Raw genomic sequence first — 13,919 nt, forward strand, 5'->3', positions numbered from 1 at the left:
GCGGTCCACTTTGCACCGACAATCGATACATGCTGGTAATTGGAATCCTCTTGACCCTCAGCCTGGCGTCGGTGGCCTGGCTCTGTGTCAGCACGGCGCACGGCGGACGGTCCGGGCTCGCCGGACCCCCGCGCAGCCACCTGCACAGCGACTGAGGATGTGCGGCAGCATGAGGGAATGAACTATGCCGCACCCGTTCACGCGATCGTCCTCGCCGGTGGACGAGCCACTCGGATGGGCGGCGTCGACAAGCCGGCCGTGGTGGTCGGCGGACGCCGGATGCTCGACACCGCGCTCGACGCCGTCGACGACTGTGAACGCATCGTTGTCGTGGGACCTCGGCGCGCCGACCTCGATTCGACGGTGCTCCAGACGCAGGAGACGCCACCGGGCGCCGGGCCGGTCGCGGGGGTGGCCGCCGGACTGGCGGTGCTCGACGCCGAACCGGGAGACCGGGTGATACTGCTCGCGTCGGACCTGCCGTTCGCGGAACCCGCGATGGTGGAGGCCCTCGCCGCCGCCGTGCAGGACGCCGACACCGTGTTCGCGGTCGACGAGTCGGGCCGCCTGCAGTTCCTGTTGTCCGCGTGGCGTGTCGGCGCGTTGACCGACCGCGTGCGCTCGCTCGGGTCGGCGGTCAATCAGCCCATGAAGGCGCTCGTTCCGGACACGTTCGACACGGTCCTCTTCCGCGGGGTCACCGACTGCGACACACCGGCGGACGTCGAGCGGGCCCGGAGCAGGGCCGCGGCGGCGCCGGTCACGATCGCCGAGGCCAGGGACGCGATCCTGACCGCGGTCCCCCCGCTCCCACCGCGGTCCGCGGCGCTCGGCACGTCGCTCGGCGCCACCCTCGCCGAGCCGCTGCTCGCCGCCGAGGCTCTGCCGCGCATCGCCGTCTCCGCCATGGACGGATACGCCGTCGCGGGCGACGGTCCGTGGCTGCTGCGCGGTGACATCCGGTACGCGGGAAGCTCCGAGGAACTCGAGCTGGCGGAGGGCGAGGCGGCCCGGATCGCAACGGGTGCGCACCTCCCCAGCGGCGCCACCGCCGTCGTGCGGGACGAATTCGCCGTGGCGACAGACACTTCCGAGGGACCGCGACTGTCCCGCAGCCAGGACGCCCCTGTGCGCGACGACGCGCGGCGGCGCGGCGAGGACTGGCACGAGGGGTACCGGCTCGCCGTGGAAGGCACGGCCGTCACGCCCGCACTCGTCTCCGCCGCCGCGAGCGCGGAGGTGACCACCGCGGGGGTCCGCGGCCCCGTCCGCGCGCACGTGGTGGTGACGGGAGACGAGATCCGGCGGGAAGGTCCGCTGCGACGAGGGCAGACGCGGGACGCTCTGGGACCCGTTCTCCCCCAGTTCCTCTTGTGGTGCGGCATCCGGACGGTCGCGGACACGCACCTACGGGACACGTCCGACAGCTTCGACGAACTGTTCCGGGAAGTCCGCCGGCCCGACCTGATCGTGATCGTCGGGGCGACCGGCGGCGGCGCGGCCGACCAGTTGCGTGCGGCGCTCGACCGGGCGGAGGCCCGGATCGTGGTGGGGAGGGTGCGGTGCCGCCCCGGCGGTTCGCAGGTGACCGCCCTTTTGCCGGACGGACGGGTGGTGCTCGGGCTGCCCGGAAACCCGTACGCCGCGGTCGCGACGCTCCTGACCACGGTTCCGTCCATCGCGGCCGCGCTCACGGGTCGCACTCCGGCACCGCGTCAGCTGGCGCGTATCGCGAATGCGTCCGAGGTCAGTGGCGACGCCACCCGGATCCTGCCCGCCGTCCCGCAACCGGACGGCACGTGGCGCGTCGACCCCGGAGTCCGGACCGCGCATCTCGCGGGCCTCATCGACCGCGAAGCGCTGGCGCTGGTCCCGGCGGGCGCGGCCGACGGGGATCTGGCCGAGCTGGTGCCGCTCCCGCGCTGACGGGTCAGCGCTGGAACGACAGGGTGCGCTGTGCGGCCGGAATTCCGCTGCGGTAGCGCTCCGCCACGAGGCCGACGATGGCCGGATCGACACCGAGCGGCTCGGCCACTCCGTCCGCACCGGCATCAGCGAGACGCGCGTGGAACAGTCCGTGGGCCAGGAGATACGACGCGACGAACACGCGCTTCTCGCCGTCCGCACGCAATCCGGCCACCACGTCGGGGACGCGCGGCTGCGCCGTCGCCACGTAGCCGATCCGGACCCGCGACGCCACGAGTTCCGACAGCAGCGCCGCGGCGCGCCGGACCTCGCGCAGGGCCCGCGGGTCGGACGAGCCGGCCGCGGCGAGCACGACCGCGTCGCCGGGCCGCCAGCCCGCGTCGACGAGGCGCCGCAGCAGGACCTCGGCGAGAACGGGGTCCGGTCCCAGCGCCCGGGTCACGGCCACCGAGGGGTGACCGCTGTCCGCGACTTCCCGCGGAACATCGGTGTGGACGTGGTAGCCCGACGCGAGGAACGCCGGGACCACGACGGCGGGCCCGGTGATGTCGCGGAGTACCTCGGCCGGCGACGGCCCGAGAACGTCCACGAAGGAGACCCGGGTGGGTCCGACCTGCTCGGCGACGGCGTCGGCGAGCGCGGCGATCATCTCCACGCCCCGGGGACTCCGCGTGCCGTGTGCCACCAGTACCAGTGCTGTCTCGTTCATTGCTGTCCCTCCTCACGTGAATCGACGCAGTCGACGGGGTCGAGAGCGAGGCGGTATCCCCGCTTGACCACCGTCTGGACGGCTTTCGGTGCACCCAGGGACGCCCGCAGCCTGGCCACGGCCGTCTCGACGGCGTGGGTATCGCCGCCGCCACCGGGCAGCGCCGCCAGCAGTTCGTCGCGGGGGACGACCCGGCCGGGCCGGGCGCCGAGCGTGCGCATCAGCGACATCGCAGCGGGGGGCAGCTGCCGCACCTCGCCGTCGACGACGACGCAGCCGCCCCGGATGCTCAATTCGTGCCCGGCGGTCTGGATCTTGTTCGCCCGCCTCGGCAGCTCGTCGGCGATGTGCCGGGCGAGTGCCCCCAGCCGCGAGCGCGCCGGCATCGTCGTCGGCACCTCGAGTTCGCGCATCGGTCCCGCGGTCACCGGTCCCACGCAGGCCGCGAGAACTCGGTGCCGGAACGAGTGCAGCACCATCTCGATCATTCCGGTCTCCTTGGCGCGGGTCAGCAGTGAGGCCACCGCCGGTGCGCTGGTGAAGCTGACCGCGTCGAGCCCGCCGGAGGCGATCAGTTCGATCATCCGGTCCATCGGGGCCTGGTCCTCGAGCGGCGTCCACCGGTAGACGGGGACGGCGATCACGTCGGCGCCCGCACAGCGGAGCACCTCGCAGAAGTCCGCGACCGGCTCCCATTCCGTGGTGGCACCGTGCAACTGGACCGCGATGCGCTTGCCTTCGACGCCCTCACCGAGCAGGTGATCGAGCACCTCCGCCGACGACTCCGAGGCGGGTGACCACTCTTCCCGCAGGTCCGCGGCCCGGATCGCGCCCTTCGCCTTGGGTCCGCGGGCCAGCAGGCGGCTCGAGGCCAGTGCCCGGCCCAGCTCCTCCGCTTCGCCCCAGCCGTCCGCGGCCTCCATCCAGCCGCGGAAGCCGATCCCCGTCGTCGCGACGACGATCTCCGGCGGGTTGTCGATGATCTGGCGCGTGACGCGCTCGAGTTCCGTGTCGTCGGCCAGCGGGATGATGCGGATGGCCGGGGCGTGCACCACGGTGGCACCGCGCCGCGTCAGCAGCGTGGCGAACTCTTCTGCACGCCGGGACGCCGTGATTCCGATCGTGAACCCGCACAGCGGCGTGTCGTCGTTCACGCGTTCGTGCTGTGAACCTGGACGACGCCGGCCCACACCCGCACGTCGTACACGGGCAGCCGCACCGACTCGTCGTCGAGGCAGCGTCCGTCGACCAGCGAGAACACCTGCTTGAGCAGCGGCGACGCCACGGTGGGCTCGCCGGCCCGGTCACCCGCGAGGCCGCGGGACATCACGGCCGCGCGCCCGAACGGGTCGATGTTGCCCACGGCGCGCAGCGATCCGTCCTCGAGGAGAAACAGTGCCACCTGCTCCCCGCCCCGCAGTAGCACCGCCACCCCGAGACCGGGAATCAGCTGGCTGAGCGGGCACGCGGACGTCCATTCGAGACGGCCTGACTGGACGCTTTCACGCCTGGTTCCACTGGCACTGTGCACGTTCATGTCGACGACGGTCATCACAGTCCTCCTTCGGGCTGGTGTGTATCCGTGCTTGGATACATCGTTCGGGGTCGGTGTTTCCGCAGCGTTAAGCGGGGATTACTCCGGTGTAGAAGCTGCGAATTTCGGCATTCCCATCAACACCGGGACCTTCCGGACGCCCGTGTCGTCGAACGAGACGGTCGGATCGGCCTCCTCGGGCGCGTTGACGAACGACACGAACCGCGACAGCTTCTCCGGGTCCTCGAGCACGCCCGCCCACTCGTCCTTGTATCCCAGAACGTGCTTGGCCATGGCCGCCTCGAGATCGGCGGCGATGCCCAGACTGTCCTCGCACACCACGGCCTTGAGGTGGTCGAGCCCGCCCTCGAGGGAATCGACCCACGGCGCGGTCCGCTGGAGACGATCCGCGGTGCGGATGTAGAACATGAGGTACCGGTCGATGTAGCGGACCAGGGTCTCGTCGTCGAGCCCGCCGGCGAGCAACTGGGCGTGCTTCGGAGACTGGCCGCCGTTGCCGCCGACGTACAGGTTCCAGCCGTTTTCGGTGGCGATGACGCCGACGTCCTTGCCGCGCGCCTCGGCGCATTCGCGGGCGCAGCCCGAGACACCGAACTTGATCTTGTGCGGGGACCGCAGGCCGCGGTATCGGTTCTCCAGGTCGACCGCCATACCGACGGAGTCCTGCACGCCGTATCGGCACCAGGTGGATCCGACGCAGCTCTTCACGGTGCGCAGCGACTTGCCGTAGGCCTGACCGGACTCCATGCCCGCGTCGACGAGACGCTTCCAGATCGCGGGCAGCTGCTCGACGCGGGCGCCGAACAGGTCGATGCGCTGACCGCCGGTGACCTTCGTGTAGAGGCCGAAGTCGCGGGCCACCTCGCCGATGACGATGAGCTGTTCGGGGGTGCATTCGCCGCCGGGCATCCGCGGCACCACGGAGTAGGTGCCGTTCTTCTGGATGTTGGCCAGGAAGTGGTCGTTCGTGTCCTGCAGACCCGCCTGGTTGCGGTGCAGGATGTGGTCCGAGTCGGTGGACGCGAGGATCGATGCGACGACGGGCTTGCAGATGTCGCAGCCCGAACCCTTCCCGTACTTCGAGATCAGCGCGGAGAACGTGCGCGTGTCCGTGGCCTGCACGATCTCGAACAGCTCGGCGCGGGACTGCTCGAAGTGCTCGCACAGCGCCTTGGACATCACCACGCCGGACGACGCGAGGAGCTGCTTGATGGTCGGCAGGCAGCCGCCGCACGTCGTTCCCGCGTTGGTGCAGCTCTTGACTTGCGCGATGTCGCAGGCACCGTCGGCGATGGCCCCGCAGATCGAACCCTTGGTGACGCCGTTGCAGGAGCACACCTCGGCGTCGTCGGGCAGGGACCCGGCGCCGGGCTTCTCCCCCGCCGGCGAGATCAGCGAGGCCGGATCGCCGGGCAGCTCACGTCCGACGAGCGGGCGCAGCGACGCATAGGCGGAGGCGTCGCCGACGAGGATGCCGCCGAGCAGCGTCTTCGCGTCGTCGGACACGACCAGCTTGGCGTAGGTGCCCTTGGCGGCGTCGCTCAGGACCACCTCCAGGGCTCCGGGCGTCTGCGCGTGCGCGTCGCCGAAGCTGGCGACGTCCACACCCATCAGCTTGAGCTTGGTGGACAGGTCCGCGCCCGGGAACTCCGCCGCTCCGCCCAGCAACCGGTCCGCGACGATCTCCGCGGTGGTGTAACCGGGAGCGACGAGGCCGTAGCACCGTCCCTCCACCGCGGCGCACTCGCCGACCGCGTAGATGTTCTCGTCCGACGTGCGGCAGCCGAGGTCCGTGATGATCCCGCCCCGCTCGCCGACCTCGAGTCCGGCATCGCGGGCCAGCTGGTCCTGCGGCCGCACACCCGCGGAGAACACCAGCAGCGCGGCCTCGATCACCGAACCGTCGGACAGTTCGACGCTGATCCCGTCCGGACCCTCGGTGATGCCCGCGGTGCCGACACCCGTGTGGACGGTGAGACCCAGGTCGGTGACCAGGTTGGCGAGCAGCGCTCCGCCGCCCTCGTCCACCTGCAGCGGCATCAGCCGGGGCGCGAACTCGACGACGTGCGGTGTCATGCCCATCAACTTGAGGGCGTTCGCGGCCTCGAGTCCGAGCAGGCCACCGCCGACGACGACACCGACGGCGCCGGGTCCGGCCGCGTCGGCACGCTTCCGGATGCCGTCGAGGTCGTCGAGCGTGCGGTAGACGAAGCACTCCGGCCGGTCGTGCCCGGGGATCGGCGGCACGAACGGGTACGAACCGGTGGCCATCACGAGAGCGTCGTACGCCACGACCTCACCCGAATCGGTGGTGACCTTGCGGGACTCCCGATCGATGGTCGCGGCCCGGCGGCCGATCCGGAGATCGACGAGAGCGTCGTCCGGGTAGTCGTTACCCGCGAGCGCAAGCTCCTTGGGGTCCCACGCCCCCACATAGGAGGACAGTCCCACCCGGTCGTACGCGGGGAGTGGCTCCTCGCAGAGCACCGTCACCGACCAGTCGTCCGACTCGTCGCGCGCACGCAACGCCTCGACGAATCGATGTCCGACCATTCCGTGCCCGATGACCACTGCTGACTTGCGGCTCATACCGTCGCTCCTTCTAGCTGAATTACTCGAGTTCATGCGGTACTGCGTGAGGTCACGCCGAGACCGACACCTTTTCGTCGTCGCCGTCGGAGACGGTGAGCCCACGAGTGACGGACGGGCGGCGCAGGAAGACGAACCAGGTGACGAAGATGCAGGCGATGTAGAAGGCGAGGAACACCCAGAACGCCATGGTCGCCGACTTCGCGGTGCCGCCGTAGGACGCGCGCAGCACCAGGTTGATGCCGACGCCGCCGAGGCCGCCGATGGCGCCCGCGAACCCGATGAGGGCGCCGGACATCGCGCGCGACCACGCCGCCTTGGCGTCCCGGCTCAGTCCCTCGAGTCCCTGCGCCTTGGCCTCGAAGATCGACGGAATCATCTTGTAGACCGAGCCGTTGCCGATGCCCGCCAGCAGGATGAGCGTGATGAAGCCGAACACGAACGCCACCAGCACTCCGGCCGTGGCCGCGCCGGGCGTGCCGTCGTCGACGGTGCCCGCGGTGACCAGCACTGCGGCGGCGAGCGCCATCGCGACGAACGTGTACAGCGTGATCTTGCCGCCGCCGATGCGGTCGGCGAGCTTGCCGCCCATCGGCCGCGCGATGGAGCCGAGCAGCGGTCCGATGAAGGCGATCTGCGCGGCGTGCAGCGCGGCCGCGGCGGGGGTGGCGCCACCGGCGAGGAAGTTGATCTGCAGGACCTGGCCGAACGCGAAGCTGAAGCCGATGAACGATCCGAACGTGCCGATGTAGAGGAAGCTGATGACCCACGAGTCGGAGAACTTCAACGCCTTGGCCATCGACCGGAGATCGGACTTCTGGTTGCCGAGGTTGTCCATGAACAGGGCGGCGCCGACCGCGGCGACGGCGATGAAGACCAGGTAGACGGCGCAGACGATCCAGGGCTCCGTGTTACCCAGGGTGGCGATCACGAGCAGGCCGATCACCTGGATCATCGGGACGCCGATGTTGCCGCCGCCGGCGTTGAGGCCGAGTGCCCAGCCCTTGAGTCGCTGCGGGTAGAACGCGTTGATGTTGGTCATCGACGAGGCGAAGTTGCCGCCGCCGACGCCGGCGAGTGCGGCCACGAGGATGAACGTCGTGTAGGACGCGCCGGGGTTCATCATCAGGTACAGGGTGAACAGCGTCGGCACGAGCAGGACGAGGGCACTGAAGACGGTCCAGTTGCGGCCGCCGAAGCGGGCCGTCGCCACCGTGTACGGGATGCGCAGAATCGAGCCGACGAGGGTCGGGACTGCGACGAGGAAGAACTTGCCCGCCGCGTCGATCCCGTAGATGTCGGTCGGCATGAACAGCACCATGACGGACCAGATCGACCAGACGGAGAAGCCGACGTGCTCAGCGACCACCGACCAGATCAGGTTCCGCTTGGCGATGTCCTTGCCGCCCGCCTCCCAGGCGTCGACGTCTTCCGCGTCCCAGTGCTCGATGTAGTGCTTCTTCACCCGGGCCTCCTCGTTGTGTGGGAGACCCAAAGGTAGAAAACCGGTGTTGCGGCGGTGCTGCGGTCGGTGACCGCAACGTCAACTGATCCTCACTTTTCAGCCAGGCTGATGTGAGGTTTCCTGCATGTTTCCTAGGCGTGTCGGAGAGCGTCCTCAGGCTCGGAATCGACGTGCCAGCTGTCCTCGAGCATGCGCGGCTTGCACGCCTGGAACGCTGCGATGAGGAGGATCACCACACCGAACGTCAAGAATCCGAACGACAGGGTCCACCCGCCGGAGGCATCGTGGAACACCCCGAACAGTAACGGCCCGAGGCACGCGACGGCGTAACCCACTCCCTGGGTGAAACCGGACAGCGTCGCCGAGCCGATGTGGCTGCGCGTGCGGAGATTGATCAGCGTCAGCGACATCGGGAACGTGCTGGGCCCGAGTCCGAGCAGCACGATCCACAGGATCGGCGCGCTCATCGGGGCGAGCAGCAGTCCACTGAAGGCCACGAGGTAACAGACCGCACACCCGATCACGATCGGGAACGGGTTGCGCATCCGGGCACACAGCGTGGGGGCCCCGAACGCCGCGACGAGACCCATGAACGAGAACAGACCCACCATGGCTCCCCCGAACGCCTCGCTCGCGCCGGCGTCGGACAGGATGTCGGGGATCCAGGTGAACATCGAGTACGTGATCATCGACGTCATCCCGAACATGCCGGCCATTCCCCAGCCGACGGGCGATCGCCAGGCCTTCCCGTGGGGACGGTCGGCCGGCACGTCCGCGGGCGGTTGCGCGGTCACGACCACGGCGCGACGTCGTTCGCGGGTGAGAAGGAGAATCCACGGGACCGCCGCGGCGAAGCCGAGGAGCGCCCAGACGCCGATCGACAATCGCCAGCCGAAGGCCTCGGCGAGCGGGACGGCCACGAAGGCGGGCGCGATGGTGCCGATCTGCACGCCGACGATGTACACCGAGCTCATCACGGCCAGCCGGTCGGAGAAGTAACGCTTGACGAGCGGCGGAATCACCACGTTGCCGATGCCCATGCCGGCCAGCGCGAGCGCCGACAGTGCCAGCAACGACCAGGTGTCGCTCATCAGGGCTCTCGTGAGCATGCCGACCGCGGCCATCAGCATCGCGACGAGGGCGGTCCGTTCCAGGCCCCACCGCTTGGCGATGAGCGGCGTTCCCAGTCCGAACAGCGCGAACATGGCCGTCGGCACCATCCCGAACACCCCGACGACGGTCGGTGAGAACCCGATGTCCTCCCGGATCTGCGAGGCCAGCGGGGTGAACGAGGTGACCGCCAGCCTCAGCACGAGGGCAGACATGGCGATCGCACAGAAGACGAGGAGGCGGCCGCGTAGAAGAGTCACGAGATAAATCATAGGATGACAGGATGACCTTTGGAAAACCCGTGCGCCGTTCGAGTCTGATCTCACAGGTCACCGAGCAGCTGCGCGACGAGATCTGCAGTGGTCGGTGGGCGGTCGGCGAGAAGATCCCCACCGAGACCGCGCTGTCCGACCTCACTGGAACCGGACGCAACACCGTCCGCGAGGCAGTGCAGGCGCTCGTCCACACCGGGCTGCTCGAACGGCGGCAGGGATCCGGCACGTACGTCGTCGCCACCTCCGATGTCGGGGGCACACTCGGCAAGTACTTCGCCGGCGCGCACGAGCGCGACGTCACGGAACTGCGGCAGGCGCTCGACGTCACTGCCGCCGCCCTCGCCGCCCGGCGCCGCACCCCGGGCGACGTCGCTCGCCTGCAGAACCTCCTCGACGAACGCTCCCGGTGTTGGGCCGAATCCGACACGGAGGCCGCCGTCGCGGCGGACATCAGCCTGCACCGCGCGATCGTCGAAGCGAGTCACAACGCCGTGTATCTGGAGTTCTACGACTCGCTACTGCCCTCGATCGCCCAGACCGTCGACCGGCACGTGCACGCGACCGGCGCGGGGTTCCACGACGAGCACGGGCGTCTGATCCAGGCGGTGATCGACGGGGACGAGTCCGCCGCGACCACGGCCGCCCGCGATCTGTTCGCGGAGCTGCTCACCTAGAGGAGGAGGCGCACCACGTCGGCCGTGCGGGCGAGTCCGGGAAACGCTTCTGCGGTCGAGCGGGGGTGCAGCACGTGGACGGCGAGCCTGAACAGCACCGCACGCAGAAGCATCTGCGGCCATTCGGGCAGATCTTCCCAACGGCCGATGAGGGCCTCGTCGGCTCCACCCCAGGAAATCGCATCCACCACGGCCACCGCCGCCGCCCACGACGCGGGACGCCAGTACGGGGTGATGTCGGTGATGCCGGGTGCGAGGGCACCGGCGAACAGGACGGTGCCGAACAGGTCTCCGTGTACCAACTGGTCCGGGCTGGTGACGGGCTTGCGCAGCGTCGCGAGCCCGGTGATCAGTTCCAGGCTCTTGCGACCGTCGGGGGACGGCGTCTCGAGCTGTTCGGCACCCTTCGCGCTGCGCAGCGGGATCTTCTCCCAGGCGGCCCGGTCCGCCGCCACGAATACGTCGACCTCCGCCCACGGCGCGACCGGGGGTTGGACGAGGAACCGGGGACGGTCGAGCTGCGAGGTCGCGGCGTGGAGCCGCCCCGACATCGACACGACCTCGTCGTGACGCGGCTCGGGTGTGCCCTCGATGAACGTGTCGGCGCGCCACCCTGACACCACATACCTGCCATCGGTGGACCGCACGGGACGCGCAAGCCGCACCCCGTCCACCTCGAGCGTCTCGCGGACCTTGGCGGACCACGCGGCGCGCGCGTGGTCGGCGACGGCTGACAGGACTACGTCTCCACAGAGCCACCCGCCGTCCCAGTCCGCACCGAGTGGGATGGGCTCGACTTCCCGGAGGCCGAACGTGGAGCACACGTGTTGAGGGGGTTGGCCTGTGCTCACGGACTCAACGCTACCGCCGGGTGGGCCGGGGACAGCGCAAGGCGCGCTGGCCCGGGGACGGGCAATCACGCCACGGCGAAGGTCAGTAGACAGGCAGGCTGGTGTCGACCTGTTTCGCCCACGCGATCACGCCGCCCTGCAGATGTGTGGCGTCGGAGAAGCCGGCCTTCTTCAGCGCGGCCAGCGCCTCCGCCGACCGGACCCCGGTCTTGCAGTGCAGCACGATCGGCTTGTTCTGCGGAAGCTCCGACAGCGCCTCGCCCGACAGGATGCGGTCCTTCGGGATCAGCACCGCACCGGGCAGGTGCACGATGTCCCACTCGACCGGCTCGCGCACGTCGATCAGTTCGATGTCCTTGCCTGAGTCGAGGAGATCGCGCAGCTCCGTGGCCGTGATGGTCGAACCGGCCGCCGCCGCCTGCCCCTCGTCGGAGACCACGCCGCAGAACGCGTCGTAGTCGATCAGTTCGGTGACGGGGGTCCGCGCCGGATCCCGGCGCAGCGTGATGGTGCGGTAGGTCATGTCGAGTGCGTCGTAGACCATCAGTCGCCCGAGCAGCGACTCCCCGATGCCGGTGATCAACTTGACCGCCTCGGTCGCCATGATCGAACCGATCGACGCGCAGAGCACACCCAGCACCCCGCCCTCGGCGCACGACGGGACCATGCCCGGCGGGGGCGCCTCCGGGTACAGGTCGCGATAGTTGAGTCCGCGACCGTTCGGCGCGTCCTCCCAGAACACGGACGCCTGGCCCTCGAATCGGTAGATCGAGCCCCACACGTACGGCTTGTGCGCGAGGACGGCGGCATCGTTGACGAGGTACCGGGTGGCGAAGTTGTCGGTGCCGTCGAGGATCAGGTCGTACTGCTCGAACAATGCGACGGCGTTGTCGGGCTCGAGCCGGAACTCGTGCAACCGGACGTCGACGTTGTCGTTGATCTCACGGATCGAGTCGCGCGCACTCTCGGCCTTGGGACGGCCCACGTCGGACCGGCCATGGATCACCTGTCGCTGCAGATTCGACATGTCGACCTCGTCGAACTCGACGATGCCGAGTGTCCCGACACCGGCCGCCGCAAGATAGAGCAAAGCGGGTGACCCGAGGCCGCCCGCGCCGATGACGAGGACCTTCGCGTTCTTCAAACGCTTCTGCCCCGCCATGCCGACGTCCGGGATGATCAGGTGCCTGCTGTACCGCGCCACCTCGTCGCGGGAAAGTTCGGCGTCCGGTTCCACCAGCGGCGGCAGTGCCTCGGTGGTCTTCACAGAACGGTCAAGCGACACGGTCCACTCCTGACGATTGCGCGACAGCTTCCGATGTGTCGGACAGCATTGACTTCAACGTTCCGACGGGGTCCATTCTTCCCCTCCCGCCGGCAGTCGCGCGGGGCGGGCCCGGCTCACGCCCTCGGGAACGGCCACGGATTGAAATGGCAGGTCAGACCGTTCATCGGGACGATTCCCTCGGGGTCGAGTTGCGCGATGTCGTTGTTGGCCGTCCCGAACGTCTGCTGCATCATCACCGGCGCGAGGCCGCCTTCGGTCTCGCACGGCTGGTGGTCCTGGTAGCCGATGGCGTGCCCGACCTCGTGATTGATCTGGTACTGCCGGTACGACCCGATGTCGCCCTGGAACGCGATGGCGCCGCGCACCCAGCGCGGCTCGTTGAGGACGACGCGATCGATGCCGGGGTTGTAGCAGGACACCTCCAGCTGGATGTCGTAGCCGCACGCCTCGCGGATGGTCATCTGCGACGTCAGCGACACCCGGAAGTCGGGGTCGCCCTGGTCGACGCGGCGGAACGCGAACCGCGGGTCCTTCGTCCAGCTCTTCGGATTCGACAGCGTCTGGTCGACCATCCGGCCGAACGACTCGTCGCCGCCGAATCCGGACGTGTCGACCCCGTCCTCGATCTCGACGCTGTACGTGAATTCGCGTTCGGTGCCCTGCCCGACCTTGGTCCCGCTTCCGGGAACCACGTGCCAGGTGCCAGCGCCGGCCGCCGTGAACGGACCTCCCTCGGGCAGCGCGCCCGCGGGAAGTTCGGCGGCGAAGTTACCGTCGGCCTCCGGCGGGATCCCGATGACGCTCGAACCGTCGGTGTCCCGGGACAGGGTGCCGAATCCGGGGGTGTCGGTCTCGGCCGTCGTCTCGCTGCCACCGCCGGTGTCCCGGACCGCGTCGACCACGACGAGAACCGTGACCACCAGTAGGATCGGGATCGCGTAGGCCCGCCAACCGTAGGTGGAGACGAACCGGCCGATGCGACTCTGCTTCCTCGCCTGCCGCTCGGGGCGCGGGTTCCGGGGCCTGCCGACGTCGCGGCTGGTCGGGTCCCATTGCGCGCGGAGCGGTTGATGCGACTGCGCCTTCGGTGCCGACTGCGAAGCGCGGGGACGGACGTCACGCTGGTCGATGCTGCGCGATCGTCGCTCCCCGTCCTCGGAGCTCTGGGGAGCCCGGCCGCGAACACTCGGTCCTCCTCGGTCAGTCACGCAGCCCAGAATCTCACAGTCCGGCACCGCCTCGTCCCAGCGCACCGTCCGCAGGTCATTCGGCGTGTCACGCGGATGCGATCCGCAACGTCGTGGCTACCCGGATCACCTGGCGCCCCCGCCCCCTACCTGGTCCCAGTTACCGGTCAGGCAATATGCTTGACCGGGCGAGTCCAGCGAGTCCACCATGAACGGTTCGCTACGCGCGGGTATCGTTCACACAGTTACACAGAATGTGACGCGGAATACTTGTGCAGATTGGAAGCGCT

Annotated in this window: 12 protein-coding genes; 3 read left to right on the plus strand and 9 right to left on the minus strand. The window is 69.3% G+C overall.

Going from position 1 to position 13,919, the window contains the following annotated elements:
- Positions 1 to 29: 29 nt before the first annotated feature.
- Both GO592_RS45880 and GO592_RS17745 read left to right on the plus strand, forming a co-directional pair.
- Complete coding sequence (locus GO592_RS45880) at positions 30 to 155, plus strand: hypothetical protein (protein ID WP_257226324.1); 126 nt, start codon at positions 30 to 32, stop codon at positions 153 to 155.
- A 22-nt stretch (positions 156 to 177) separates the two neighbouring features.
- A complete protein-coding gene (locus tag GO592_RS17745) occupies positions 178 to 1,926 on the plus strand; it encodes an NTP transferase domain-containing protein (RefSeq protein WP_172650492.1) in 1,749 nt (582 codons plus the stop codon).
- Between the two features lie 4 nt (positions 1,927 to 1,930).
- On the opposite strand, the gene GO592_RS17750 is transcribed toward GO592_RS17745, so the two are convergent.
- From GO592_RS17750 to GO592_RS17775, 6 genes are all read right to left on the minus strand, one after another.
- Entirely contained in the window at positions 1,931 to 2,635 is a 705-nt protein-coding gene (locus GO592_RS17750; RefSeq protein ID WP_172650491.1) for a sirohydrochlorin chelatase, read from the minus strand.
- Positions 2,632 to 3,789, minus strand: a complete 1,158-nt coding sequence (locus GO592_RS17755; RefSeq protein ID WP_172650490.1) for a uroporphyrinogen-III synthase — start codon at positions 3,787 to 3,789, stop codon at positions 2,632 to 2,634. Before GO592_RS17755 ends, GO592_RS17750 begins: the two co-directional genes overlap by 4 nt.
- Positions 3,786 to 4,187 carry a nitrite reductase small subunit NirD gene (nirD, locus tag GO592_RS17760; RefSeq protein WP_202714890.1) on the minus strand — a complete coding sequence of 134 codons (402 nt, stop codon included), beginning with the start codon at positions 4,185 to 4,187 and terminating at the stop codon, positions 3,786 to 3,788. The genes GO592_RS17755 and nirD overlap by 4 nt, the downstream gene beginning before the upstream one ends.
- A gap of 81 nt (positions 4,188 to 4,268) precedes the next feature.
- On the minus strand, positions 4,269 to 6,779 hold the full coding sequence (nirB, locus tag GO592_RS17765; RefSeq protein WP_065490441.1) for a nitrite reductase large subunit NirB: 2,511 nt from the start codon (positions 6,777 to 6,779) through the stop codon (positions 4,269 to 4,271).
- Positions 6,780 to 6,831: 52 nt separating this feature from the next.
- A complete protein-coding gene (locus tag GO592_RS17770) occupies positions 6,832 to 8,244 on the minus strand; it encodes an MFS transporter (RefSeq protein WP_005259694.1) in 1,413 nt (470 codons plus the stop codon).
- A gap of 131 nt (positions 8,245 to 8,375) precedes the next feature.
- Positions 8,376 to 9,626, minus strand: coding sequence for a CynX/NimT family MFS transporter (locus tag GO592_RS17775; protein WP_120659291.1), 1,251 nt, complete (start codon positions 9,624 to 9,626; stop codon positions 8,376 to 8,378).
- Between the two features lie 11 nt (positions 9,627 to 9,637).
- On the opposite strand from GO592_RS17775, the gene GO592_RS17780 reads away from it, so the two are divergent.
- Positions 9,638 to 10,303, plus strand: a complete 666-nt coding sequence (locus tag GO592_RS17780; protein WP_172650486.1) for a FadR/GntR family transcriptional regulator — start codon at positions 9,638 to 9,640, stop codon at positions 10,301 to 10,303.
- On the opposite strand, the gene GO592_RS17785 is transcribed toward GO592_RS17780, so the two are convergent.
- The 3 genes from GO592_RS17785 to GO592_RS17795 all read right to left on the minus strand — a co-directional run bounded on the left by GO592_RS17785 (position 10,300) and on the right by GO592_RS17795 (position 13,695).
- A complete protein-coding gene (locus GO592_RS17785) occupies positions 10,300 to 11,154 on the minus strand; it encodes a TIGR02569 family protein (protein WP_005562508.1) in 855 nt (284 codons plus the stop codon). The two genes, GO592_RS17780 and GO592_RS17785, sit on opposite strands and share 4 nt — an antisense overlap.
- 82 nt (positions 11,155 to 11,236) lie before the next feature.
- On the minus strand, positions 11,237 to 12,421 hold the full coding sequence (gene moeZ / locus GO592_RS17790; protein WP_202715212.1) for an adenylyltransferase/sulfurtransferase MoeZ: 1,185 nt from the start codon (positions 12,419 to 12,421) through the stop codon (positions 11,237 to 11,239).
- Between the two features lie 134 nt (positions 12,422 to 12,555).
- Positions 12,556 to 13,695 (minus strand): DUF3152 domain-containing protein, encoded by a 1,140-nt coding sequence (locus tag GO592_RS17795; RefSeq protein WP_202714891.1) that lies wholly within the window; start codon positions 13,693 to 13,695, stop codon positions 12,556 to 12,558.
- Positions 13,696 to 13,919 lie beyond the last annotated feature (224 nt).

Origin of the sequence: Rhodococcus sp. 21391 (genome assembly GCF_016772255.1) — a bacterium.
GTDB classification, from domain to species: Bacteria; Actinomycetota; Actinomycetes; order Mycobacteriales; family Mycobacteriaceae; genus Rhodococcus_F; species Rhodococcus_F opacus.

Excerpts from the sequence above, each read along its gene's own strand:
- GO592_RS45880 (WP_257226324.1), top strand. The coding sequence starts at position 30 with ATGCTGGTAATTGGAATCCTCTTGACCCTCAGCCTGGCGTCGGTGGCC.
- GO592_RS17745 (WP_172650492.1), top strand. The coding sequence starts at position 178 with ATGAACTATGCCGCACCCGTTCACGCGATCGTCCTCGCCGGTGGACGA.
- GO592_RS17750 (WP_172650491.1), bottom strand. The coding sequence starts at position 2,635 with ATGAACGAGACAGCACTGGTACTGGTGGCACACGGCACGCGGAGTCCC.
- nirD (WP_202714890.1), bottom strand. The coding sequence starts at position 4,187 with ATGACCGTCGTCGACATGAACGTGCACAGTGCCAGTGGAACCAGGCGT.
- nirB (WP_065490441.1), bottom strand. The coding sequence starts at position 6,779 with ATGAGCCGCAAGTCAGCAGTGGTCATCGGGCACGGAATGGTCGGACAT.
- GO592_RS17775 (WP_120659291.1), bottom strand. The coding sequence starts at position 9,626 with ATGATTTATCTCGTGACTCTTCTACGCGGCCGCCTCCTCGTCTTCTGT.
- GO592_RS17780 (WP_172650486.1), top strand. The coding sequence starts at position 9,638 with ATGACCTTTGGAAAACCCGTGCGCCGTTCGAGTCTGATCTCACAGGTC.